This is a genomic window from Reichenbachiella sp., from assembly GCF_039941815.1.
Taxonomy (GTDB): Bacteria; Bacteroidota; Bacteroidia; order Cytophagales; family Cyclobacteriaceae; genus Reichenbachiella.
The window spans coordinates 231,666-254,737 of sequence record NZ_JBDVDW010000023.1 but is presented as its reverse complement, the minus strand read 5'-3'; the positions used below and the strand labels follow the sequence as shown (position 1 = coordinate 254,737).

The window sequence follows — 23,072 nt, the reverse complement described above, 5'->3', positions numbered from 1 at the left end:
AGCTTTTGATAGTGATATACAACTGATCTAGAAATAACCGTAGTGTGACGGTAACTCGGTTAAAAGAAAAAAATTAAACTGAAATTATAGAATGTTTTTCACTCTGCCGACTTCTCCAGATTCGAGCTGAACTTTGATTCCATGAGGGTGAGTGAAAGATTTGGTAAGTAGTCTTTTCACAACACCCTCAGTCAATTCTCCAGTGCGCTGATGATGCTTCTGAACAACTTCAACAAGTATACCGGGTGTTATATTTTTTCTGATCGATCCGTCTGACATAAGGTTGTGTAATTAGGATCAAAGATAGAAGATCTTCTCGAACTCAATCCGGTGCGAATCTGAATTGGTTGAAACCCAAAAAACCTATCCATATCGCTACCAATCCGGTCAGGTATTTCGATAATGGATTCATTGAATTTATGTTTTGGGATTAAATTAATTCAAACTCCTCTTCTGCGAGTTTCTTACCATTGACCAGGACACCTATCTTATGAAGTCCAAGATGATGCTTTCTAGTGGTCAGGTCTTTGAATGACAACTTTTTACTAAACTGCATGGCATTGGCGGAAGCAAATTCTTTTTCTGTCACATGAAAAATTTTGTCTGATAGGGTGCCATTAGCTTTTTGATAAGACACTACAAACCCGACCTTAGCAAAAGCCATTTTGGTTTCAAGATTGGTCACTTTAAAATCGAATTTGAAGCTTCCGCCTTTTTTCACTTTTCGATCTGAGAGTGTAATCTCTGGCACTTCAAATTGCGCTTTATCATCAAATCCTATGATTTGCAAAGCTTGTTCATTCCCACTTTTCAATAGATTTCTTAATCCATGTTTGACGATCCAGTCGGTATGCTCGTGGGTTCTGAACCATTGATTTGAAAGGTCAAGAGCTACTTCAGGATTGTCTTTGGTGATATCATTGATGTTGTTGGCTACGCTTTTTCTCACGTATAAAGAGTCGTCAACCTTTAGATTTTCCAGAATTGGAATTATGAGCGTAGGGTCGGCTTTGAAGGACAGAAGTGCCATGGCCCATGGGAGTCGAGGTCTACAGCCTTCGGAAGACAATCGCCTTACGTGCTCGTTTTCATCCCTGCTCCATTTTAACATCGCCTGCATGGTTTCTTCTTCATATTTGACAATAAACGGACGAATAGCAAACTCCGAACTGGAATACCGGGTCATGTACTTTAGCGCTTGTAGCGATTCTTTGGGGTGATCCAAACCATAAACTTCCACATAATCCGGAAAGGTCATACCCTTGAGTCCTCCATAGTGACTGGACAGCGTGATCATTATTTCCAGTTGTTCCAGGTATTGCAGGGAAGTATGTGCATGTACCATATTGGTAATGTGTCGCATTCTATCTTTTAGTTCGCGAGCTTCCCAGTTTTCGTTGATCGTGGAGCATACAAATCCATCCAGATTGAAAGACTCATCATGGGCTGCCAGGCCATCTCCTAGCGCGTTTACAAATTCTTCGTTGAATTCGTTTTTTAGTAATTCGGCCATTGGTGCGGTTTAAGTTTAACGGTAAGTTTTAAGTTTATAACCCTAAGAGGGTAATTGAAAGTAGACAACCTGACGTGTGTACATGGGCCATCTACTTTCATTTAACTCTACTTAACGGCGTAACGAATAATTGTTTTCAATTTTTCGACAGGAGTTTTAGTAGGATCAGAAATATAAATTTCATGATGATGACCGTTCATCTGCAAACCGTTTAACTTCATGTAATCAAAGATTTTATTTATTGATGGCTGTTCTTCCTCATATGAGCCTGTATGTAGCACTTGTACACTGCGGCCTTCATTGACTGGTTTGAGTTGCACTTCGTTGGCCAAACCAAGTTTCTTTTTCTTGATTACTTCTTCTACAGCCTGATCTACGTGATCATTGGTGACATAGTCTGGCATTCGAATCATCAGTTGCCAGTGCCATTCGTCCTGGGGGGTATCTTCAAAAATCTGATCTCCTTCCACCCACCAAAACGCCTCAAGTTTGGGCACTACAAAATCTTTATTATCCAATTTACAGTATTTTTTCACTGTATATGCGGTGGCGTAAATGACTCCAATACTTTGCTGGAACCGATCACCATGAGGTGCTCCTACCCCACTGATCGTTAGGCATTCTATCGTTGATAAATTGATTTCTACAGGCTTACTATTGGCTTTATAGTAAGCAGGGTCGAGTTTTGTTAAATTGAGTTTTTCCATTAGGCTACGTGTTTTACATGTAAGAAAAATTTTACTTCCTCAAAGGCAGAGAGATAGGGAGAATAGGTTTCATCTTGCTGCATCTCCTTGACTTTCTCAGCGGCAAATTCTGCACACTCGATGTTTTTCCATTCTACCTGATCTACAAAGAGTCCTTCTTCTTTTACCGCATGGTAGGTACGATATCCCAGCATGCCATCGAAGCTTTTGACTAGCTCTCTAAAATGATGAATAATTTTGGTTTGGTAATTTTCAACCTGATTAGGTTTGATTTTGTAAATCACCAATTCCATTACTTGATCAGTCATTTGTATAAAATTTCGGTTATCTAATTATGTTTTATACAAATGAAAATATCACCACTGACAACCCTATGTCAGTGCAATAAACGAATGTAATTTTTTTAAGAATAGTTTAGGATAATATCGGTGAGTAATGATAATCCAGTTGATCTATCAACTCACGCATCTGGGATTCTAGCCGGTCCGAATTGAGTATTCTTGCCGAATCAGTAAACATCAATAGCCATCTGGCAAAGTAGTCGCACTCTCCAACCATGAAGGTCATTTCTACCCCATCGGCTACTTTTTTCTCCTCTATGTATCCATAATAGTATCGTTGGTCTCCGATGAGGCGAGCTACATTCTTTCTAAAGAGCACTTTTACCTCACTGACATCCTTCTGCATTTGTCTGACGAATATATGATCTTTAAAATCATCGCGGAGGGTTGGGTCAAATTGCTGATCCAGTACCTGGAGTTTACTGATTCGATCGGTGCGAAAATCTCGCACCCCGTTTCTCATTCTACAATAGGCAATGAGGTGCCAGTGATTTGCGTAGTGGCATATACCTAATGGCTCTACTTCTCTGGAGGAGAAAGAGTCGCTATAGTTGGCATAGTATTCAAAACTAAGGAGCTGATGGTTGATTAGAGCATGTTTAATATCACTTAAAAACATATCTGGAAAGGCCTTTTCCATCGGTACTTGAGGCGAAACTACTTCAATATATTTTTCAAGCTCTTGCACATAGTCTTTTTGTGTAGACTTCAGGACGGCACGTACTTTTGTCAGCGCTTGTTCGAAGGCATCCACTAGCGATTTATCACCTTGCCGCTCCAGCAGTTTGCTGGCAAGCACAATGGCACCAGCCTCCTCTTTGGTGAACATGACTGGGGGGATATAGTAGCCTTCTACAATAAAATAGCCTCTGTCTTTTTCAAACCCTATTGGCACTCCAGCCTCACCCAGGGCTTTGATATCACGAAATACTGTACGTTCGCTGATATCAAAATGAGTCGATATATCATCTATTGTCACATGCCTTTTACTTTGCAGTTTGAGCATGATTGCAGTGAGTCTGTCTATTCTATTCATGCATGCCTGGTTGTAATTCTTCCTTTATTTTCTACCATTAGTCTTGCTTCTTTCCAGGTGGGTGGGTCCATAGTCTCGAAGCCATAGACTTTGACTTCAGATGCATAGACCGCCCATTGCTGCATGGCCTTTTTATGTTCTCCATTGATCATAAACTGCTGCATGGCCTCTTTGGAATTCCAATGCGTAATGGTGTAGAATGTGTTGAACCATCGATTGGATAGCTTGACCATTAAGTTGCCAGGTGCTGCTTTGGCCTGGCGAGCGACCAGATTGGATTGGCGTCCAAATTTGGCGAGCGACCATATTGATCTAAGTTTGAGTCGGGTAATAGAAACGTACATGACATAAATGTACAGATTATTGAAAATTTAGTTTCGAAAACAAACAGAAAATTAGCGGGTTTGCGCCAGTGTTGTCATTAATATCATCGGATCAGTGTCCAGCTTCGCCCTGAATGATCGGCCTCAAATGTTTCGATCCATCCACGATCCTGACAGGTGACATAGCAGGTCTTGCCACCCATTCCTCCAAAAGCGATATTGGTCGGCTTCTGGCCCTTCAGCTGTATTTCTTCAAGCAGCACTCCTTGCGGGGAAATGACCGCAATTACTCCTTTGCCGTATCGGGCAACATACAGATTACCTTTAGTATCAGTCCTCATCCCATCGAGACCAAAATCCTCAAATTCCATCAATAGTCGCTTGTTTGAAACTTCTCCATCACTACTCAAATCATAAACCCAGATTTTTCGTTGCATACTTTCATTGACATATAGAAGGCTATCACCCGGAGCTACCTCTATTCCATTGGTGGTACCCATGTTAGATTCTAGCAAGGTGGTTTGTCCAGCTGCATCTATTCTCCACAAATTCCCGTTGCTTTTCTTCCAATTAGGGTCGCTGGCCAAAATGATTCCATTGGACATGATGGCTAGATCATTGGGCTGATTCATGGTACTGTCATGTGCAAAAATCTCTACTGCCTTTCTGTTGGGCTGTACAGCGAGAATATTATGATTGATATAGTCGGCAAAATATAGAGTACCGTCACTTCCGATCCTAATTCCATTGGCTACGCTACCGTTGGGCAGGCTGTCAATGTATATCTCAAGCTGTCCCATAATAGATACCCTTGCTATAGCACCTAGTTTATTTGGGTTGACAAAATAAAGGTTGCCTTCACGGTCTACGGCGGGCCCTTCGAGTCCTTCTGTAAAGGACCCTGCAAAAACGAAGTCTTCGGCGGTTTTGACTTGACTGCATGAGAAAATAACTGTGGCAAGTATTCCTATAATCGAGATAACTTTCATAAGAGCAATCCTACTAAAAATTATTCTCTTGTAGGATATTTTTCGCTAAACTACTGGCATTCAAGCGCAAATAACATGTGACTATACGTCAATAGGTGTCCAAAATTGCTTCGGAAGAATCAAAGCGAGCCTCGATTTCATCCGATGATTCGTGATCTTGGCCTCCATGATCGGACAAAATTTCCTCATTCTCGGATGACTGTGTTTCTGATAAACTAAACTTCTCTACTCCTGATTTTAACTTATTAGCAATTTTGGATAGCTCCTGTGCTCTGAGGTTGTAATTGTCCATTCCAGAAGATAGTTCAGAAGCACTTGCAGCCACTTCCTCGGTCCCTGAAGCTGTTTGCTCAGCGATCACAACGATACCCTCGGTGATATTCACAACATTGTTGATATCTCTGATTTGATTTTGTGCGGCGTCCAGAATTTCCTCAGAAGAGTCTAATGTCTTATGTGAAGCTTCGGTAATTTTTTTGAAGGCTTCTGATACCTGGAGAGAGGTCTTATTCCCGGCTATCACGCTTTCGTGCATGGTCTCAATCACTTTTGCGGCATCTTTAGTATCACTCTGAACACCAAGTACAAGCATCTCGATCTCCTTGGCCGAAGATCTGGAGCTTTCGGCAAGTTTTCTGATTTCCTCCGCGACAACAGCAAATCCTCGTCCTGCATCACCAGCTTGTGCGGCTTCTATTGCGGCGTTGAGTGCCAATAAGTTCGTTTGGGCTGCTATTTCACTTATTACGGCTAACATTTTGGTTATTTGATTGGAGCGATCGGTCAGCACAGTCATGGACTGATTGGTCTTGTCTGAGTACTCGGCGATTTCCGTCATGTTAGTGACTACCTTTTCAACCATTTTGGTGCCTTCTTCACTATTGTCCACTCCTACTTTAGCTGCAGAATTTATCCTTTCTGCCTTCTGACCCATTTCGCTTGACGAACTCAGTATGCCTTCTATGAGTTGAGATGATTCGTCCACTTTACCCACCTGGGTCTGCGCTCCGCTGCTCATCTGTCCGATAGCAGCAGCTATTTCACTGGTGCTAGAGGCCATTTCATGACTGGTCACTTGCATTTCCTCAGAGGAAGAATTCATGGCAACTGCATTGTCAGCAATCTGACCTAAGAAGTCATTGAGTGTATCGAGAGCTTTGTTCAAATTATCAAATAAGTTCCTAAAATCTCCCTTAACGTCATCGGTTAGCCTTTCTGTAAGATTACCAATAGCCATGGCATTGACTAACCTATTGACCGCCAGGACTGGGGTGGCTATGGATAGCAATAGATTGTTGATGGAGGAACTGAGTTCTTTCCAGGCACCTGCTTTTTCACCAAGGTCTATTCTGGCCTTCAAATCTCCATTGGCTCCTGCCTGACTTACGACTTCTCTGGTTTCGCTTATTACTTCCAACAGATTGTCGCGCATGGCCAAGAGTGACTTTCCAAGAACGTCCTGCTCACTCAGTGCCTCATATTCGACTTCAAGCATTCCATTACCTATGTTTCTAGCAAAATTTGACGTGTTTTCGAGGTTCTCACGAAGGTGATCCAATGATCTTGTCATGTCTCCGACTTCATCGGAACTGGTTTTGAAGTCGAACTTTGGCAATTCTCCCTGCCCCATTCTTTGGATGTTTTCGTTGAGAAGTCGAATTGGTTTGGCTATGGACGAGGTCACAATATACGAACATACTGCTCCAAGAATAATGGATAATATGGTGAGCAGGATGGTGATATTTTCGACACGATCTAGCGAGGCATTTTTTTCAGCAATCAGGTCATCTGATATGGTCTGCAGCCCTGCTGTGAAATGCGATAATTTATTGGATAATGCGTCGATCCTGGGCTCCACTTGCTCATCAAAAATCGGGATTGCGACATAGAAGATCAGGGAGTCATAGTTGTAGCTATCGATCGTGTTCAAATTTTGCATGATCTGCTGCTGATAGGAAACGTTTTGATAAAACTTCTCAATCATCAGATCCAGGCTATCGAGACTGTTGTCACGGGTCCATTTACTCTGAAGTGTCTTGATCTCTTTGACTAGCTGCGGAAATTCCTCGTCTTGAATTAAACGTAAGGCCTCTTTTTCAGCATCATTTGGCACATAAATCCAATTGTTGATGTACTTTTTGGAGTTGGATACCATCACTTGCATTTGGTCCATTTTGACCAAAAGGGCTGTAAAGACTTCAGAGATTTTTTCGTCTGTATTTCTACTCTCTCTTAGTTTGAGTACGCTATAAAAACTACAAAGTGTAGTGATAAGAATTATTATGATGTACCCGACAGATACCTTTTTGCCTATGCTGAATCTTTTTACCAATGCCATATCAAAATCATTTTGTTTGGAATAATATTACATCCCCGTCTACGGGAGGGAGCCATAGCCAGGGATGTTCAAAAAAGGACTATGAAGAATTATTACGTTCTATTAATTAGTCTTCTGAAGAATTTTACAATTGCCTTCTGCAAGCTTTTGATCTTCTATTCTTAGTATGCCTATTGCACCAGATATCTCACTCACATATTTAACCAAGGCAGCGCTACTGCCATGTTCCACTGGTGAGACTCCATTGCCTGAGAAGACCCTTTTGGTCCAAAACTTATTGAAGTTTGTCTTGGTCGTACCCATGTATTTCCAGAATGCATCATTCTGAATCTGCATATAACAGGGCTTCACCTTGGTCGAATTTTTCCACTGGGTGGTAAACCCATTGTAGATTCTCTTGATCGTACTTTTATCTATAGATTCGACAGGCACATCTGCATTGGCGATTATCACGAATTGATCTTGCGCAAGAGCTTTACTTCCAATTAGTGTAAAAATCAGTAACAATACCAGGGTCGAAATTTTAATATCAAGTCTTTTAGTTTTCATCTTTTCCATCTCATTTAAAATTAAAATCCTAGTACAACTGCTGCTTGAAATTCGCTATAATCTGTTCCAGAAAATTCTGCGTTTTGGTCTTTGGAAGAGATGTTGTTGTACTGTAGTTTGACGAAAAAATTATCATCGACTCTTGAATTTACACCCAGACTGATCATGTTAGCCTGGTCATCGTCCACGTCCTTGTTAGGGTCGAGGAATTCATATCTGAAATAGGGTGTGATGCGATCTATAAAAGTATAATAGAGCATGCCTTCAAATGCACTTTTTTTGAGGTCTCCACCAGCCGAAGGGCTCGTTTTACCAGTGATAAACTCTAGTTCAATTCCGGCATTTTTATAAGTATACTCGGCATGTGTACTGATGCTAAAGAGTTTGGTTCTATTTCCTGTATCGTCACCGGATCCATCCAACTCAGTAATTTTATCAGAGTATGTAGAAACTCCTACCTTAAGCCCTTGAGACGGCATCACTAGCAATCTGGCGGCTACGGCTTTCTCCTCGTTGTCGTCCTCTTCAAATGGGTTGGTATTTTCTTGTTCTCCATTACTCAATTGCACGTGGTACTCAAAATCTACAGACTTAATAGCAAAATTTCCTAATATAGATACCCCTGTTGCCCACCTTGGATAGAATCGAGCATCGGCTCCAAATTTTTGGGGCTTATTGGTACTGAGTGGTTCTTTGACAGCTAAGAATGCTGGTTTAGCAGTGTGGATTTCATTATAAATTCCAAAAGGGACAAACATTTTCCCCACTCTAAACTTCAGCCAATCTTTGACAGTATATTCCGGAAATGCATATTCTACAGCTACATTACCTCGATCATCCTCGGAAGCAGCGCCATGTTCCCACGTCAAATCTGTGGAGAATCTCAACTTGCTGGTGACATCTATATTAATAACCAGATCAATTAGATCGGCATCGAAAGATCCGTTGGGATCTCCTTCGCCTTCATCTGAGAACATGTTTTCATATTCAAAACTTGAATAGCCATTTATTCTGACTCTCTCTTTCAGTTGCTGGCTCATGGCTTCTGAAAACATCAGAAATACCAGAGCCGCAATCAATGTTACTTTTGATTTCATGTAATCGGGTTTAGGTTAATCGGAATTACTTAATGATAAATTTGACAGCGCCAAGGGTATTAGTCCTAAGTACATACAACCCTTTCTTCAAGGACGAAACGTCGACTTTTCTGACTGCCTGAACAGTCATGACTTTGCGTCCATGGATGTTGAAAATGACTGCATCTACTGGCTGATTGAGACTCAATAAACCTGATTCCACGGGATTTGGGTAGACTTGCAATTGTTCAGTTGCCAATGTCAATTCTTCTTCAGGAGTTTCTTCTTCGACTTCCAATGTGCGTGCATCGCTTTGATATGCTGAAGAATAATCACGCTTGACTTTGAATATTGTGATCGTGCCACTGACTTCGTTGGCAGATATCAGTAGGGGCGAATTCACGGGACTGTTTCGTTTTTTTACGAAAACAAGATCTTCAGGTCCCAGGTCTTCGGCAGCTCTGGTATTGGCGGGCACATTGAAATTTCTATTGTTGATATATTCAATAAACGAAGGGTGATATGGATTTGAAATATCATAGATCATTATGCCTCCTACTCTTTCCAAACCAATAAAAGCATAGGTTCTTCCTTTGTATTTGGCGACCTCTACCGCTTCTGGTTCGGGTCCTTTATCATCGCTTCTGTCCTTGAATGAGAAATTCTCATCGTTAGTCGAATTGAAATCATTGGGGATTTGTGCTGCTGTTATCTGTTCGAAATCGTCTCCACTATCATAGATCAATGAACCGCTCGCTCGTCTAATGGAAAATGACCGAGCTCCATAAGTATAGATTTCTTCAAAAAGACCATCACCGTCTGCATCTCCGGTGGCAATAGTAGTTTTCATCCTTCCAATGGCATCTTCGGATTGGAGTGCCGCTGCATTTGGAAATGCCACAGGATCTAGTGCAAGGTCTTTGACTCTTGTTTCCTCACTATATCCGGCATAGTCTCTACTATCTCCTTCGTTGGCCAGAACGATATACTCTCGGCCCCATTTTTTGTAGCTGGTCATGGCATCTGGCATATACATCCCTTTGATCGGCCAATTGGCAATATCAATATCAGCAGTTTCATTACTTGCATCAAGGCCGTTTCCGTATTGAGAATGGTCTTTGAACCCAAGACCTTTGAGGCTAAGAATTTTGGCTCGTCTGATGTCTATGATAGCAATGGCGTTATTCTCCTGGAGAGCGACCCATGCATAGCGAGAATTTTTGGATACAGTAATGTACTCGGGTTCAATATCTTGTGCTACAGTAGAAAAACCCGGATTAGAACTTACTCTCACGCTTGGGTCCAGCGTAGCATTATTGAATATGGTAAAACCGACTTGTGAAACGTCTGCCTGGGTGATATTATAAACCCCACGGCGAAGATTAACTATAGTCACACTTCCTTCGGGATCTACAGTGAAATCATCATTAGGTTCGCCCTCATTCGCTGACAATACATATCGACCATTCGGTGCAAAAACTACGTTATCAGGCAAAGCACCAGCTGTGACCTGATTGATGAAGTTTCCATCTCTATCGAAGAATACAATTTTTCCATCTGCTTGTTTGTTGACATTCTCAACAGCCGCAGCAACGATCCCCTCATGTACATCAACGCTATTGGCACTCTTACCATATGGTGATAGGTCGATTGATGCATGTAAAACAATATTTGCCGGATCAGAAATATCCAATATATCGATAGCGCCAGTATTGCCGTTGGTCACATATAGACGCTGAGACAACGGGTCATGAGCTACTATTTCTGTGGCGCTTTCAGCAAACACATCTGTGTAATAAGTGGATATTTTTTCTAGTGTAATGTTGCCCTGGGCGTGAACTTGGAATTGGGCGGTTAAGAACAATAGGCACGCAATTATGCCAATTTTGTAAGTTAAGTTAGTTTTCATATGAACAAATTAAATAAGACCAAAAATCACAGAACAATTCCATGACCAAATTTCAAAACATAAAATCAATTAATGATTTATGTTCATTAACTATAATTATTCTCACTTAAGTCGCTGCTTGTCAAATGTAACCAACGCTTGCATTTCAATCAATAGGCATAAATACCTAATGATTTAATACGTATAATACTTAGTTATTAATTTAAAATATTTAATCTATAAATTAATCCATAGATTTTATCTCGCCATTCAGTGCTTCGATAGTATCCCGGGCATCTCCAAAGAGCATACTGGTCTTATCATGAAAGAAAAGTGGGTTCTCTATGCCTGAGTAGCCTTTATTCATGCTTCTCTTGAGAACAATGACATTTTTGGAATTTAATATTTCCAACACGGGCATCCCATATATTGGGCTTGACTTATCATCCAAGGCGGATGGGTTCACCACATCATTGGCCCCGACTACCAGGCAAACATCTGTGTCAGTTAGCATTTCGTTGGCATTGTCAAGATCTATCAGTTTATTGTAGGGCACGTCAGCTTCTGCAAGGAGCACATTCATATGCCCTGGCATTCTACCTGCCACCGGATGAATGGCATAGTTCACGTTTACACCTCTGGAGGTAAGGCTCTTGTCAAGTTCTTTGCACGCTTTCTGTGCCTGAGCGACTGCCATGCCATAGCCAGGTATTACCATCACATGCTGTGCATAGCGCATCATAATGGCGGTATCGTTGGTATTAGTTTCTTTGATATCGCCTTGCTCGCCTGCTGCACTAGAGGCTGTGGCTCCAAAGCCACCGACTATCACATTGATCAAAGATCGGTTCATCGCTTTGCACATGAGCACGGTGAGTATCACACCGGAAGAGCCGACTAGTACTCCACCAAGGAGCATAACCATATTGCCATAAACCAATCCAGCTAGAGCGGCAGCTATGCCTGTCAGTGCATTGAGTAGCGAGATGACCACAGGCATATCTGCTCCGCCAATGGGCCACACGAAGGTCAACCCATAGATCAAAGCCGCTATAAGAATGATAAGCGGTAGAAATTCAACTGCTTGTGGATTGATCAATTGGAACACAATGAGTCCTATAGAGACTACCATCCAGAACAGATTGAAATAAGAAGAAATGGAACTTCTCCAGTCTTTGACTTTTCCTGCCAGTTTGCCATAAGCGATGAGGCTACCTGTAAAAGCTATCCCACCAATGAACAACGCCAGATAGGTAGTCGCCATTAAGCCAATAGAGGTAGTACCATCAAATTTATATACTTCCAGAATGGAGATACAAACCGCACATGCTCCACCAAAACCGTTAAATATGGATACTAATTCGGGTATGGCTGTCATTTCCACCTTTCTGGAATAGATCACTCCTATCACAGATCCGACACTAATACTTGCAAAAACATAGAAAAGATTACCCTGGTCTCCTTTCAGCGGACTAAATATAGCCACAAGAATGGCAGAGGTCATACCTATGGCTGCAATCAGATTTCCTTGACGAGCAGTAGATGGGCTACTCAGTTTACGTAAGCCTACGATCAACAATATTGTAGAGATGATATATATGAGTTCTATATAGTGCATTTTATTTCTTCTTAAACATTTCCAGCATACGATTAGTCACCGCGTGCCCTCCTACTACATTGATAGTACCTAGCACAATTCCAATCGTACCAAGAATCAGTGTCCAGTAATCATTCGATCCGGCTTGCCTTACTAGCAAAATAGCACCAATGATTACTATGCCACTAATAGCATTGGATCCTGACATCAATGGAGTATGTAAGACGGTGGGTACTTTTGAAATCACTTCAAAACCGAGATAAATGGTAATGATGAGAAGGTTGATCATAAGGATATGATCCATCAGGTAGTCTAAAATCGCTAACATGTTTTTTGTTTTTTTATAAGTATTGATCAGGCTATGACAGTCGAAGGTTCATGCTTTAGCAAGGTCTGGCTAACGATGTCACTCTCAAAAGGCAGCTCTTCCAGTCCATCTCTGAGTATGTACTTGAGGAAATTGTAAATATTGCTACTATAGAGGAGACTGGCCTGTTTGCCCATTTTATTGTACAATTTGGAATCGCCGATTATTTTGACTCCATCGATGTCGAGGATTTCTCCCTCTACCGAACCGTCGCAGTTGCCACCGCTAGCCGCAGCCATATCTACGATGACGCTTCCATTTTTCATATCCAGGACAGTTTGCTTTTCTATTAGTTTTGGAGCGACTCGACCAGGTATATTTGCTGTAGTAATTACGATATCGGCTTTGACTGCTGTATCATGGATCAGTTGCTTCTGTTTTGCAACATATGCCTCTGATTGCTCTACTGCATATCCGCCAGCGTTTTGATCTTCTTCGCTCCCTTCTACTTCAATAAAATTGGCTCCCAGGCTTTGAACTTCTTCTTTCACAGCAGTGCGTACGTCAAATGCCTCAACGATAGCACCTAATCTTTTAGCTGTCGCTATGGCTTGAAGGCCAGCAACGCCAGCACCCAGCACGAGCACTCTTGCAGGAGGAATGGTTCCAGCCGAAGTAGTCAACATTGGAAAATACCCAGCAAATTCTTCAGCAGCGGATATTACTGCTTTATAACCGGATAACGAGGCCAGCGATGAGAGCACATCCATGGATTGCGCAATGGTTGTCCTGGGTAATAGATCGAGGCTAACGACTTTGGCCCGACTAGATTTGAGTAGGTTGAGTTGATTGGACTTAACCCGACCATTGAATTTACCAACGAGCAGAGTATCCTGGCCTAACTGTTCTAGATCAGAAGCTGAAATAGCAACGCCTGTAAGTACAACATTCGCCTTAGACAGGACCTTGGAGCGTGAGGTCACTATTGCTCCAACTGACTCGTAACTCTCGTCACTATACCCTGAGTCCAAACCAGCGCCTGATTCAACAATTACCTGAAATTCATCTTTAATGTATCGTGAGGCCACCTGTGGTACCAAGGCCACTAAATTTTCCTCCTCACATCTTACGACTCCTATGACCATAATACATGCTAATTTTTATACTTCAATTGAACTACAAATTTGGGTCAGTTGCATTAATAGGCACTAGTCTTTGCAAACTTAGCAAGTAATATGATAATTCACTGAATTTTTATTCACTAATACTAATGTTTTATTACCAAAATGGAAATCAGCCCTTTTTAGGGCACCGATTTAAACCGTTAGCTGTCAATTAATACATGCTACCTACACTATTTAGTTGGTTTTCGGTGACATCTCTCTCATTCAAACCTGACCCTCGTCATAGTTTTCAGTCTTTCTCAGAAATACTTTTACTTCAAAACAAGACATACAATTATGAAAAGATTTGCATACCTGCTCACCATTCTCGCACTTCTGGTTTCCGCCTGTGGAGGAGATAAAAATAATGCCGAGAGTGTAAAAGAGAAATACAAGAAGAAAGCACCCAAATCAGTGGCTGAGATGGAGAAAGATTACCAGAAATACGAAGGTATCGGCCCCATATCATCTTTCGAAATGCCTGCTGAAATAGATCAGGGTCTGGTAGATCAGGGTAAGGTAATTTTTGAAGCCAAATGTACTGCGTGCCATAAAATCACCAAAAAATTTATCGGGCCGTCTCCGGCTAATATTCTAGACCGTCGTACGCCATCATGGGTCATGAACATGATTCTAAATCCTGATGAGATGACTCAAAAGGATCCATTAGCCAAGCAGCTCCTAATTGAATACAACGGTTCTCCTATGGCCAATCAAAATCTGACAGAAGATGAGGCCAGAGCTGTTCTGGAATATTTCAGAACCCTAAAATAAGTTTATCAACTAACAGTAATCACCATGAAATCTAAGCACTTATTAACCATACTGTCCGTAGGGATAGTCCTATTGCTGGGGGGATGCTCGCAAGGCTCCCAACCAGAGTCTGCTGCGAGTAGTGAAGCTACTCCAGAATCGCACCCAAAAGGTCAAGCCTCAGTGCAAGACGATGTATCTGCTGCTAATATATTGCAGGTCGCGGCTGGATCTGATGCGCATACTACATTAGTAGCTGCGGTACAAGCTGCAGAGATTGAGCATGTGCTCGTCAACGCTGGGCCTTTAACTGTTTTTGCACCTACCAACGATGCTTTTGCTGCATTGCCTGAAGGAACGGTCGAGGATCTACTGAAGCCAGAGAATAAAGCAAAACTCGCCAACATCCTGACCGGACATGCAGCTCCTGGCTCATATGATCTGGAAGCGTTAAAAAAAGAAGCCCGTAAAGGCAGGAAAATTTATACTGCCACTGGCCAATATCTCGAAGTCACAGTCGATGGCGAGGAGGTCAGCATAGCAGGTGCAAAAATCCTGGGTACCATACAAACTTCAAACGGAGTCATCAATGTAGTTGACAAAATTATTTTGCCATAACCAAAACACTTTAAATCATAATTCGATGAAATCAAGAATCATAAATACAACAAGTCTACTAGTGGGTATGGCTCTGCTTATCCTTGCAGCATGTACTCCCGGTGGAAACAAAAACTCAGGTGCCATCAGTGGTGATCTGGCTCAAAGATCATTTGTAGCGCCTGGCGAGCACGATGAATTTTATGGATTTATCTCCGGAGGATTCAATGGACAGCTTTCGGTAATTGGATTGCCTTCTGGAAGAGTATTCAAAAACATACCTGTCTTTTCTGTAGACGCTGAGAAAGCTTATGGGTTCAATGAAGAGACTAAAGCACTGCTCAATACGTCATTCGGCTTTGTGCCATGGGGAGACTCTCACCATCCGGACATCTCACAAACCAATGGCAAACTGGACGGTAGATGGGTTTTTATCAATGAAAACAATACGCCGAGAATTGCCAGAATTGATCTGACTACTTTCGAAACTGTTGAGATCATTGAGATACCAAATTCTGCTGGAAATCACAGTTCATCTTATGTGACGGACAATACTGAATATGTAGTGGCCGGTACAAGATTCGCAGTACCCGTTCCTCAGCGAGATATGTCGATCAATGACTATAAAGGCAATTTTAAAGGCGCTATGTCCTTTTTGAAAGTTGATCAGGAAAGCGGTGAAATGAACATAGAATTTCAAATCTTAATGCCCGGCTTTGACTATGACAAAGCACATCCAGGCAGGGGCAAATCACACGGTTGGTTTTTCTTCACCACCTACAATACAGAAGAGGCTAATTCGCTCATGGAAGTCAATGCTTCTCAGAATGACAAAGATTTTGTAGCAGCTATCAATTGGAAAAAAGCTGAGGAGTACCTGGCACAAGGAAATTTCACTACGATGGCGACCAATTATGCACATAACCTCTATGATGAAAAAACGCAAACGGCTACTACTACATGGGAAAAAGAGGTAAAAATTCTCGATCCTGCTAAGTGCCCCGGTCTAGTTTATTTCATGCCAATGCCTAAGTCTCCTCACGGTTGTGATGTAGATCCGACAGGAGAATACATAGTGGGTAGCGGAAAACTTTCTGCCAACGTTACGGTTCACTCTTTCGACAAAATGATCAAGGCGATCGAGGAAGAAAAATTTGATGGTGATGCGTATGGTATTCCCATACTAAACTTCGAAGATGTGCTGGCTGGAGTGGTGGTACAGCCAGGACTGGGTCCATTGCACACAGAATTTGACAACAAAGGCAACGCGTATACTACCTTCTTTATCTCCTCTGAAGTTGTGAAATGGAAGTTGGGTACCTGGGAAGTAATCGACAGAAAACCAACCTACTATTCTGTAGGTCACCTAATGATACCTGGAGGAAACTCTCAAGAGCCTTTTGGAAAATATCTTGTAGCAATGAACAAAATCACGAAAGACAGATATCTCCCAACCGGGCCTGAAGTCACTCAGTCTGCGCAGCTATATGATATCTCTGGTGAGAAAATGGAACTCCTACTGGATTTCCCTACTCTAGGTGAGCCTCACTATGCTGCCGGTATTCCCGCTGATTTGATCAAGCCCAATTCTAAGAAAATTTATTCACTTGAGGAGAATGAGCATCCATTTGTGACTAAGTCTGAAAAAGATGCCAAAGTAGTGAGAGATGGTAATACGGTACACGTCTATATGACCATGATCAGAAGCCACTTTGCACCGGACAACATAGAAGGCATCAAGGAAGGCGACAAAGTATACTTCCATGTGACTAACCTGGAACAAGACTATGATGTACCTCACGGCATCAGTATTATCGGAGCAAATACCTCTGAGTTGCTGATTATGCCTGGACAGACAGAGACATTCACCTGGACACCAAAAGGTGTGGGTGTGTGGCCATTCTACTGCACGGATTTCTGTTCTGCACTTCATCAGGAAATGCAAGGATATGTGAGAGTATCCGACCGGAATTCAGACATAGAACTAAGCTGGAGCCTGGACGGAGAATAAAGAAAGTGTTGGTTTGTTGGGGAGCGTTTCACTAGGGTTCGCTCCCCTATTTACTCAGTACTTCACAAAAATCAAATCAAGAAATCATGAAACTATCGAAAATTTTGATGTTCACAGGCGCGCTACTGCCCCTCCTGTTGTTTGTACTTCCCATGTGGAATATTACTCTCCGAGCGCCGCAATACCCTGAACCCATCGGTATGGATATTTGGATCAATAAGATCGCAGATCATAATCCAAATGACATCAAAAACATCAACTTGATGAACCATTATGTGGGAATGAAAGACATTCCAACAGAAATTCCTGAATTCAAAATTTTCCCTGGAGTCGTCATTTCTGTCGTCGTACTCGGGCTCATTATTGCATTTATAGGAAAGCGAAAGCTCTATTTGGCCTGGTTTGCTATCATGGTAATTCTCGGCAGCATAGGTATGTATGACTTCTACCAATGGGAATACGATTACGGTCATGACCTGAAAGAAACGGCTGCCATTAAATTTACCGACAAGGACGGCCAACCCATAGCCTATCAGCCTCCACTGATTGGATCAAAGATGATTCTTAACTTCAATGCTACTTCGCTGCCTATGTCTGGAGCATACGCTTTGTTTACCGGCATGCTGCTATCTCTTTTGGCCTTTTATCACGCTCGAAGAGAAGAAATGGAAACATAAAATCAGGTACACCATGCACAAATCAACACTTCATACTTTATTCATAATCTTAGTATTCGCCGTAGGCTGTGAAGTCACTCCAGCGGAGATCAACTACGGTACGGACAGTTGCCATTTTTGTAAAATGACAATTGTAGATCAGTCCCATGCAGCGCAAATCGTAACACAAAAAGGGCGGTCGTATAAGTACGATGCCATTGAGTGCATGATCCAGAGTAGTCGGCAGTGGGATTCAGGCGAATTGAAATTTATACTGATTACGGACTATATTTCGCCTAAAAAACTCATTGATGCTACTAGTGCTTATTATTTAATTAGTGAAAATATACCCAGCCCAATGGGAGCCTATCTATCGGGCTTCGAATTCGAAAATGAAAGAAACAAGTTCTTAAGAAGATCATCTGATCGCACATTATCCTGGAATGAACTCAAACAAATCAATTTCTAATTCATAGCTTTATGACTAGAATGATGTGTCGCCTAATCATCCGTATATTTTTTCTTTTGCTAATCAGTGGATCATTTTCTACACAAAATGTGCTAGGCAGTGAGCTGAAGGTCTGTAAGAATTGCCCGATAAATGATGTAGCTGCTGCTGTGAAACAGGCGGTTTCAGGAGACACCATTCGTCTGGCCTCTGGCACCTACACTGCTGTGGACGTCGTGATCAGCAAACCCCTAACCTTGCTTAGCACAGATAATGCAGTACTAGATGGTCAGCTCGAGAAGCATATTTTAAATATTCAATCCGACAGTGTTAGCATTATCGGATTGACTTTCATCAACGCCGGACGAAGCTTCACCAAAGATTATGCTGCCATATACGCTCATAAGATAAACCACTTTAGTCTCGAAAAAAATAGAGTAATTCAGCCATACTTCGGATTTTTGATAGAAAAATCACACTTTGGAAAAATCAAGGATAACACCATTTCTGGAAAGACAAATACTGAAACAGACTCGGGCAACGGTATTCATCTTTGGCACTGCTCTGAGATAGAAATCAGTGGAAACGAAACCTATGGCTTGAGAGACGGCATCTACTTCGAGTTTGTATCCAATAGCCAAGTCATCAATAATAGGAGTCATCACAATGTACGGTACGGACTCCATTTCATGTTTAGCAACCATGACGAATACAGAGACAATACCTTTCACGACAACGGTGCTGGCGTGGCAGTGATGTTTTCCAAATTCATTGTAATGAAAAACAATACTTTCTCCAAAAACTGGGGAACAGCTTCATACGGGCTTTTACTAAAAGAAATATATGACGCCGAAGTGATTGAGAACCATTTTGAAGAGAATACAATAGCGATTTTCCTCGAAGGAACCGGAAGGATCAACTATCAGCGAAATCAGTTTTATAGCAACGGATGGGGAGTCAAAGTATCCGGTGGATGCTACACCAATATTTTTGTAGACAACAACTTTATAAACAATGCACTGGATATCGCCTACAATAGCAAAATGAATGATAATGAATTCAGACACAACTACTGGAGTAGCTATACAGGATATGACCTGGATAGAGATGGTGTTGGGGATGTGCCCTATCGTCCGGTCAAGCTTTTTTCATATATCATCAGTCAGACCCCCGAATCAATTGTGCTATTGAGGAGTCTCTTTGTAGATATCATCAATTTTTCTGAAAAGGTATCACCCATTTTTACCCCTGACAATCTGATGGATAACGCTCCGGCCATGGAACCTATATTATGATTGAAATCGAAAATATAAAAAAGCGATTTGATCGCTTACAAGTGCTAAACGGTGTGAGCCTGACTATAGACAAGCCTGGTATTTTCGCTATCCTGGGACCCAACGGCTCTGGAAAAACCACATTGCTAAAAAGTATACTGGGTATGGTGCTGCCACAAAGTGGAAATATACTCCTCAACGGCACTTCTACTTTAGGAGAATGGCAGTACCGGAAGCAAATCGGATATCTGCCTCAGATTGCCAGATTTCCTGACAATCTCTCTGTGGCCGAGGTGATTGCGATGATAAAAACCATCAGAGATCAGCCTGCAGATGAAAAACCATTAATCACCCGGTTTGGTCTGGATGATTCTTTGGCCAAAAAACTCGGAAACCTATCAGGTGGCACCAGACAGAAAGTAAATATCGTCCTCACTTTCATGTTTGATTGTCAGCTTTATATACTCGATGAACCTACTGCTGGACTAGACCCAGTGGCGCTCATCCAACTCAAGGAGCTGATCAAAGAAGAGCAGTCTAAGGGTAAGACTTTCCTGATCACCACACATATTATGAACTTGGTAGAAGAACTTTCCGATGAGATCGTCTTTTTACTAGATGGTAAAATATACTTCAAAGGATCACTTGAGGCACTAAAAGAAAAGACAGGCCAAGACGATCTGGAACATGCCATAGCCCAAATATTGAAATGATAAAGATATTAAAATATAGCTTTTTTGATCTGGCTCGAAGTCGGTGGAGTTATGTCTACTTCGCATTTTATCTGCTATTAGGGTTCGTATTACTATTTCTAAACAATAGCATTTCCAAAGCTGTGATTACTCTAATGAATATCATTGTGGTGCTTTCACCCATGATAGGAACCATATTCGGCATCATGTATCACTATAGTGCCCGTGAGTTTACGGAGCTCCTATTGGCTCAGCCGATTCGCAGACGAACTATTTTTCTTGGTCAATATCTGGGTATTGCCTCTTCGCTTTCTCTCAGCCTTGTACTGGGACTAGGTATACCATTCCTGATTTACGGAGTGAGCCAATCGGCTGAATTTTGGAACTTCGCTCTTTTGCTTATCACTGGTACTTTTCTGACTTTCATCTTCGTTGGCTTAGCCATCAATATCGCCCTGGCCAATGAAAACAGGATCAAAGGATTCAGTTATGCGATTTTGACATGGCTATTTCTGGCGGTGATGTATGATGGAATATTTATGATTCTGTTGATGACATTCAGAGACTACCCGCTGGACAAATTTGCACTCATATCAAGTATGCTAAATCCCATCGATCTTTCCAGGGTTTTGATTCTCCTCAAACTGGACATTGCTGCTTTATTGGGATATACTGGTGCCATTTTTCAAAAATTCTTCGGTTCTGGTTTGGGAACAGTTCTATCCTTTGGTGCGCTTTTCATTTGGACGCTGGTGCCTGCACTCAATTTATTGCGATTAGCCAACAAAAAAGACTTTTGATAACTCAGAAGCAATCTTATCTCCGTCCTTGCGAGGCCTGCAATTTGATGACAATCAAATGCAAAACGAAGCAATCTCAAGAATCACGACACATTTAACACTCAAAAAAATGACTGGTTGAATGGAATTCTTGTCATTGAGAATTAATTTATGTTCTTAACCATTCAAAAATGAAATATTACGACCCCCAAACCCTTTCATTTCTATTGTCCGAAGTGCATCACTTGGACGAATTGCTTCAATCAGAACGCTATTCGGCATACGACCTGCCATCCATAGATTTACTGCTGGATGCAGTAAAAGAATTCAGTGATACTGCCCTGTTTCCTTATATAAAGGAAATGGACGAAAAACCATCTGTATTCAAAGATGGCCGCGTCATTGTACACGAACAGTTCGGTCCTATTCTAAAAAAAGCTGGCGAAATGGGCCTTGTAGGCGCTTTTCAGGACGAAAAGGACAACGGACTTCAAATGCCAATGCTAGTTGTAAACGCACTGTACTTTATCATGGAGGCGGCCAACAATCACGTGACAGGATATTTGGGACTGACCTCTGGTGCTGCCAATGTCATTGTCACCTTTGGTTCGGAACAGTTGAAACAAAAATACGTCCCTAATATGCTAAGCATGCAATGGGGAGGTACAATGTGTCTCACAGAGCCACAAGCAGGTAGTTCGCTTTCTGACATTACTTCCTCAGCCCATCCACTAGACGATGGCACTTATTCCATCAAAGGGCAGAAAATATTTATTTCCGCTAGCGACCACCAGTTTGCCGACAACTTTGTTCATCTGGTGCTGGCTCGAGTCAATGGTGCACCTGCTGGGACAAAAGGAATATCACTGTTTCTAGTACCTCAATATCTGGTAAATGTCGATGGTAGCATAGGCGCATATAATCACGCGGATGTCGTTGGTGAATTTGTGAAATTGGGACAGCGAGGGTATTGTACTAACCACCTGGCATTTGGTGATAGTGGGGAAAGTATCGGATACTTGATCGGAGAAGAGAACAAGGGTTTGGGCTACATGTTTCAATTGATGAATGAAGCCCGAATTGCCACAGGGCGCATGGGTACCGGTATCGCTTCGGCTGCCTACTACGCGTCACTACAATATGCTAAAGAGCGTCCACAAGGAAGAAAATTGCAAAGCTCAGGTAAAAAAGATCCAAACGCTGAGCAAACGCTTATCGTCAATCATCCTGATGTAAAACGGATGCTGCTCCATCAAAAAGCCATAGTAGAGGGCAGTTTGAGCCTGATCCTACAGTGCTCATACTATGTGGATAAGCTGATGACCACGCAAGGAGATGAACACGACAAGTACCATATGCTTTCAGAAATTTTGAACCCTGTGGCAAAAACCTTCCCGTCGGAAGCAGGCAAGGATGCCGTAGATACAGGCCTGCAAGTGTTGGGTGGCTATGGCTATATGATGGATTTTATTCTCCAACAATATCTTCGAGATATCCGAATCATATCCATTTATGAAGGTACTACAGGCATTCAGTCTCTTGACCTACTGGGCAGAAAAGTGACCATGTTGGAGGGTGCCGCCTTGAAGTTGTTAGCCAAAGAAATAGAAGGCTCCATAATGATTGCGCTCCAAAAAGAAGAGCTGAAAAAGTACGCAATAGAATTGGGAGAGAGTTCCAAACTGATAGAGTTATGTCTTACGCAATTGATGCCATATGCCATGAAAGGCAATCACGAACGCTACTTGGCAGATGCCACCCTATTTATGGATCTCTTTGGAACTATCGTCATTGGCTGGCAATGGCTGAAAATGGGTATTGCTGCGTTAGATCATTCGGATCAAAAATTCCGGGCTGGAAAGCTTCATACTTTAGATTATTTCTACAAATATGAAATATCCAGATGTAAGGGGCTACAAAAAACGATCTGCAATGATTCGGAAGTGACCACCCAAATGAGCACTGACTTATTTTGACGTTTGGTTATAAAACATAATTTCTGACTCGAGTTAGCAAAAAATAGATAAGAACTTAA

General features: G+C 41.9%; 23 protein-coding genes. 9 read left to right on the top strand and 14 right to left on the bottom strand.

The genetic code is table 11. The features are described 5' to 3' along the window. Nucleotides 1–84 precede the first annotated feature (84 nt). The 14 genes from ABJF11_RS04360 to ABJF11_RS04295 all read right to left on the bottom strand — a co-directional run bounded on the left by ABJF11_RS04360 (nucleotide 85) and on the right by ABJF11_RS04295 (nucleotide 13,809). Nucleotides 85–279, bottom strand: coding sequence for a YwbE family protein (locus ABJF11_RS04360; protein ID WP_348118302.1), 195 nt, complete (start codon nucleotides 277–279; stop codon nucleotides 85–87). Between the two features lie 151 nt (nucleotides 280–430). Then, complete coding sequence (locus ABJF11_RS04355; RefSeq protein WP_348118300.1) at nucleotides 431–1,513, bottom strand: DNA alkylation repair protein; 1,083 nt, start codon at nucleotides 1,511–1,513, stop codon at nucleotides 431–433. Between the two features lie 107 nt (nucleotides 1,514–1,620). After that, nucleotides 1,621–2,220 (bottom strand): GyrI-like domain-containing protein, encoded by a 600-nt coding sequence (locus ABJF11_RS04350; RefSeq protein ID WP_348118299.1) that lies wholly within the window; start codon nucleotides 2,218–2,220, stop codon nucleotides 1,621–1,623. Beyond that, nucleotides 2,220–2,528, bottom strand: a complete 309-nt coding sequence (locus ABJF11_RS04345; RefSeq protein ID WP_348118298.1) for a hypothetical protein — start codon at nucleotides 2,526–2,528, stop codon at nucleotides 2,220–2,222. Before ABJF11_RS04345 ends, ABJF11_RS04350 begins: the two co-directional genes overlap by 1 nt. Nucleotides 2,529–2,634: 106 nt before the next feature. Continuing rightward, the gene (locus ABJF11_RS04340) at nucleotides 2,635–3,597 is read right to left on the bottom strand and encodes a YafY family protein (protein ID WP_348118297.1); all 963 of its coding nucleotides are present in this window, start codon (nucleotides 3,595–3,597) and stop codon (nucleotides 2,635–2,637) included. Beyond that, nucleotides 3,594–3,941: a hypothetical protein gene (locus tag ABJF11_RS04335; protein WP_348118295.1), complete on the bottom strand. Its 348-nt coding sequence runs from the start codon at nucleotides 3,939–3,941 to the stop codon at nucleotides 3,594–3,596. Before ABJF11_RS04335 ends, ABJF11_RS04340 begins: the two co-directional genes overlap by 4 nt. Nucleotides 3,942–4,024: 83 nt before the next feature. Further along, entirely contained in the window at nucleotides 4,025–4,909 is an 885-nt protein-coding gene (locus ABJF11_RS04330; RefSeq protein ID WP_348118294.1) for an SMP-30/gluconolactonase/LRE family protein, read from the bottom strand. 88 nt (nucleotides 4,910–4,997) lie between these two features. Beyond that, a complete protein-coding gene (locus ABJF11_RS04325) occupies nucleotides 4,998–7,247 on the bottom strand; it encodes a methyl-accepting chemotaxis protein (protein WP_348118292.1) in 2,250 nt (749 codons plus the stop codon). Nucleotides 7,248–7,349: 102 nt separating this feature from the next. Then, on the bottom strand, nucleotides 7,350–7,796 hold the full coding sequence (locus ABJF11_RS04320; RefSeq protein WP_348118289.1) for a hypothetical protein: 447 nt from the start codon (nucleotides 7,794–7,796) through the stop codon (nucleotides 7,350–7,352). A gap of 20 nt (nucleotides 7,797–7,816) precedes the next feature. Continuing rightward, nucleotides 7,817–8,893 carry a hypothetical protein gene (locus ABJF11_RS04315; RefSeq protein WP_348118288.1) on the bottom strand — a complete coding sequence of 359 codons (1,077 nt, stop codon included), beginning with the start codon at nucleotides 8,891–8,893 and terminating at the stop codon, nucleotides 7,817–7,819. A gap of 25 nt (nucleotides 8,894–8,918) precedes the next feature. Further along, on the bottom strand, nucleotides 8,919–10,781 hold the full coding sequence (locus ABJF11_RS04310) for a choice-of-anchor I family protein (protein ID WP_348118287.1): 1,863 nt from the start codon (nucleotides 10,779–10,781) through the stop codon (nucleotides 8,919–8,921). 223 nt (nucleotides 10,782–11,004) lie between these two features. After that, nucleotides 11,005–12,378, bottom strand: coding sequence for an NAD(P)(+) transhydrogenase (Re/Si-specific) subunit beta (locus tag ABJF11_RS04305; RefSeq protein ID WP_348118286.1), 1,374 nt, complete (start codon nucleotides 12,376–12,378; stop codon nucleotides 11,005–11,007). Nucleotide 12,379: 1 nt separating this feature from the next. Then, nucleotides 12,380–12,685, bottom strand: a complete 306-nt coding sequence (locus ABJF11_RS04300) for an NAD(P) transhydrogenase subunit alpha (RefSeq protein WP_348118285.1) — start codon at nucleotides 12,683–12,685, stop codon at nucleotides 12,380–12,382. 26 nt (nucleotides 12,686–12,711) lie between these two features. Beyond that, the gene (locus tag ABJF11_RS04295; protein WP_348118283.1) at nucleotides 12,712–13,809 is read right to left on the bottom strand and encodes an NAD(P) transhydrogenase subunit alpha; all 1,098 of its coding nucleotides are present in this window, start codon (nucleotides 13,807–13,809) and stop codon (nucleotides 12,712–12,714) included. Nucleotides 13,810–14,124: 315 nt separating this feature from the next. On the opposite strand from ABJF11_RS04295, the gene ABJF11_RS04290 reads away from it, so the two are divergent. The 9 genes from ABJF11_RS04290 to ABJF11_RS04250 all read left to right on the top strand — a co-directional run bounded on the left by ABJF11_RS04290 (nucleotide 14,125) and on the right by ABJF11_RS04250 (nucleotide 23,013). Beyond that, entirely contained in the window at nucleotides 14,125–14,601 is a 477-nt protein-coding gene (locus ABJF11_RS04290; protein ID WP_348118281.1) for a cytochrome c, read from the top strand. Nucleotides 14,602–14,625: 24 nt separating this feature from the next. Next, nucleotides 14,626–15,198 (top strand): fasciclin domain-containing protein, encoded by a 573-nt coding sequence (locus tag ABJF11_RS04285; RefSeq protein WP_348118280.1) that lies wholly within the window; start codon nucleotides 14,626–14,628, stop codon nucleotides 15,196–15,198. A 25-nt stretch (nucleotides 15,199–15,223) separates the two neighbouring features. Then, the gene (nosZ, locus tag ABJF11_RS04280) at nucleotides 15,224–17,188 is read left to right on the top strand and encodes a Sec-dependent nitrous-oxide reductase (RefSeq protein ID WP_348118279.1); all 1,965 of its coding nucleotides are present in this window, start codon (nucleotides 15,224–15,226) and stop codon (nucleotides 17,186–17,188) included. Between the two features lie 86 nt (nucleotides 17,189–17,274). Further along, entirely contained in the window at nucleotides 17,275–17,865 is a 591-nt protein-coding gene (locus tag ABJF11_RS04275; protein WP_348118277.1) for a hypothetical protein, read from the top strand. Between the two features lie 13 nt (nucleotides 17,866–17,878). After that, complete coding sequence (locus tag ABJF11_RS04270) at nucleotides 17,879–18,313, top strand: nitrous oxide reductase accessory protein NosL (RefSeq protein WP_348118276.1); 435 nt, start codon at nucleotides 17,879–17,881, stop codon at nucleotides 18,311–18,313. An 11-nt stretch (nucleotides 18,314–18,324) separates the two neighbouring features. Continuing rightward, nucleotides 18,325–19,587 (top strand): nitrous oxide reductase family maturation protein NosD, encoded by a 1,263-nt coding sequence (locus ABJF11_RS04265; RefSeq protein ID WP_348118274.1) that lies wholly within the window; start codon nucleotides 18,325–18,327, stop codon nucleotides 19,585–19,587. Beyond that, on the top strand, nucleotides 19,584–20,279 hold the full coding sequence (locus tag ABJF11_RS04260) for an ABC transporter ATP-binding protein (protein ID WP_348118272.1): 696 nt from the start codon (nucleotides 19,584–19,586) through the stop codon (nucleotides 20,277–20,279). Before ABJF11_RS04265 ends, ABJF11_RS04260 begins: the two co-directional genes overlap by 4 nt. Continuing rightward, nucleotides 20,276–21,058 carry an ABC transporter permease gene (locus ABJF11_RS04255; protein ID WP_348118271.1) on the top strand — a complete coding sequence of 261 codons (783 nt, stop codon included), beginning with the start codon at nucleotides 20,276–20,278 and terminating at the stop codon, nucleotides 21,056–21,058. Before ABJF11_RS04260 ends, ABJF11_RS04255 begins: the two co-directional genes overlap by 4 nt. Before the next feature lie 170 nt (nucleotides 21,059–21,228). Then, nucleotides 21,229–23,013, top strand: coding sequence for an acyl-CoA dehydrogenase (locus tag ABJF11_RS04250; protein WP_348118270.1), 1,785 nt, complete (start codon nucleotides 21,229–21,231; stop codon nucleotides 23,011–23,013). Nucleotides 23,014–23,072 lie beyond the last annotated feature (59 nt).

Excerpts from the sequence above, each read along its gene's own strand:
- ABJF11_RS04360 (WP_348118302.1), bottom strand. The coding sequence starts at position 279 with ATGTCAGACGGATCGATCAGAAAAAATATAACACCCGGTATACTTGTT.
- ABJF11_RS04355 (WP_348118300.1), bottom strand. The coding sequence starts at position 1,513 with ATGGCCGAATTACTAAAAAACGAATTCAACGAAGAATTTGTAAACGCG.
- ABJF11_RS04350 (WP_348118299.1), bottom strand. The coding sequence starts at position 2,220 with ATGGAAAAACTCAATTTAACAAAACTCGACCCTGCTTACTATAAAGCC.
- ABJF11_RS04345 (WP_348118298.1), bottom strand. The coding sequence starts at position 2,528 with ATGACTGATCAAGTAATGGAATTGGTGATTTACAAAATCAAACCTAAT.
- ABJF11_RS04340 (WP_348118297.1), bottom strand. The coding sequence starts at position 3,597 with ATGAATAGAATAGACAGACTCACTGCAATCATGCTCAAACTGCAAAGT.
- ABJF11_RS04335 (WP_348118295.1), bottom strand. The coding sequence starts at position 3,941 with ATGTACGTTTCTATTACCCGACTCAAACTTAGATCAATATGGTCGCTC.
- ABJF11_RS04330 (WP_348118294.1), bottom strand. The coding sequence starts at position 4,909 with ATGAAAGTTATCTCGATTATAGGAATACTTGCCACAGTTATTTTCTCA.
- ABJF11_RS04325 (WP_348118292.1), bottom strand. The coding sequence starts at position 7,247 with ATGGCATTGGTAAAAAGATTCAGCATAGGCAAAAAGGTATCTGTCGGG.
- ABJF11_RS04320 (WP_348118289.1), bottom strand. The coding sequence starts at position 7,796 with ATGAAAACTAAAAGACTTGATATTAAAATTTCGACCCTGGTATTGTTA.
- ABJF11_RS04315 (WP_348118288.1), bottom strand. The coding sequence starts at position 8,893 with ATGAAATCAAAAGTAACATTGATTGCGGCTCTGGTATTTCTGATGTTT.
- ABJF11_RS04310 (WP_348118287.1), bottom strand. The coding sequence starts at position 10,781 with ATGAAAACTAACTTAACTTACAAAATTGGCATAATTGCGTGCCTATTG.
- ABJF11_RS04305 (WP_348118286.1), bottom strand. The coding sequence starts at position 12,378 with ATGCACTATATAGAACTCATATATATCATCTCTACAATATTGTTGATC.
- ABJF11_RS04300 (WP_348118285.1), bottom strand. The coding sequence starts at position 12,685 with ATGTTAGCGATTTTAGACTACCTGATGGATCATATCCTTATGATCAAC.
- ABJF11_RS04295 (WP_348118283.1), bottom strand. The coding sequence starts at position 13,809 with ATGGTCATAGGAGTCGTAAGATGTGAGGAGGAAAATTTAGTGGCCTTG.
- ABJF11_RS04290 (WP_348118281.1), top strand. The coding sequence starts at position 14,125 with ATGAAAAGATTTGCATACCTGCTCACCATTCTCGCACTTCTGGTTTCC.
- ABJF11_RS04285 (WP_348118280.1), top strand. The coding sequence starts at position 14,626 with ATGAAATCTAAGCACTTATTAACCATACTGTCCGTAGGGATAGTCCTA.
- nosZ (WP_348118279.1), top strand. The coding sequence starts at position 15,224 with ATGAAATCAAGAATCATAAATACAACAAGTCTACTAGTGGGTATGGCT.
- ABJF11_RS04275 (WP_348118277.1), top strand. The coding sequence starts at position 17,275 with ATGAAACTATCGAAAATTTTGATGTTCACAGGCGCGCTACTGCCCCTC.
- ABJF11_RS04270 (WP_348118276.1), top strand. The coding sequence starts at position 17,879 with ATGCACAAATCAACACTTCATACTTTATTCATAATCTTAGTATTCGCC.
- ABJF11_RS04265 (WP_348118274.1), top strand. The coding sequence starts at position 18,325 with ATGACTAGAATGATGTGTCGCCTAATCATCCGTATATTTTTTCTTTTG.
- ABJF11_RS04260 (WP_348118272.1), top strand. The coding sequence starts at position 19,584 with ATGATTGAAATCGAAAATATAAAAAAGCGATTTGATCGCTTACAAGTG.
- ABJF11_RS04255 (WP_348118271.1), top strand. The coding sequence starts at position 20,276 with ATGATAAAGATATTAAAATATAGCTTTTTTGATCTGGCTCGAAGTCGG.
- ABJF11_RS04250 (WP_348118270.1), top strand. The coding sequence starts at position 21,229 with ATGAAATATTACGACCCCCAAACCCTTTCATTTCTATTGTCCGAAGTG.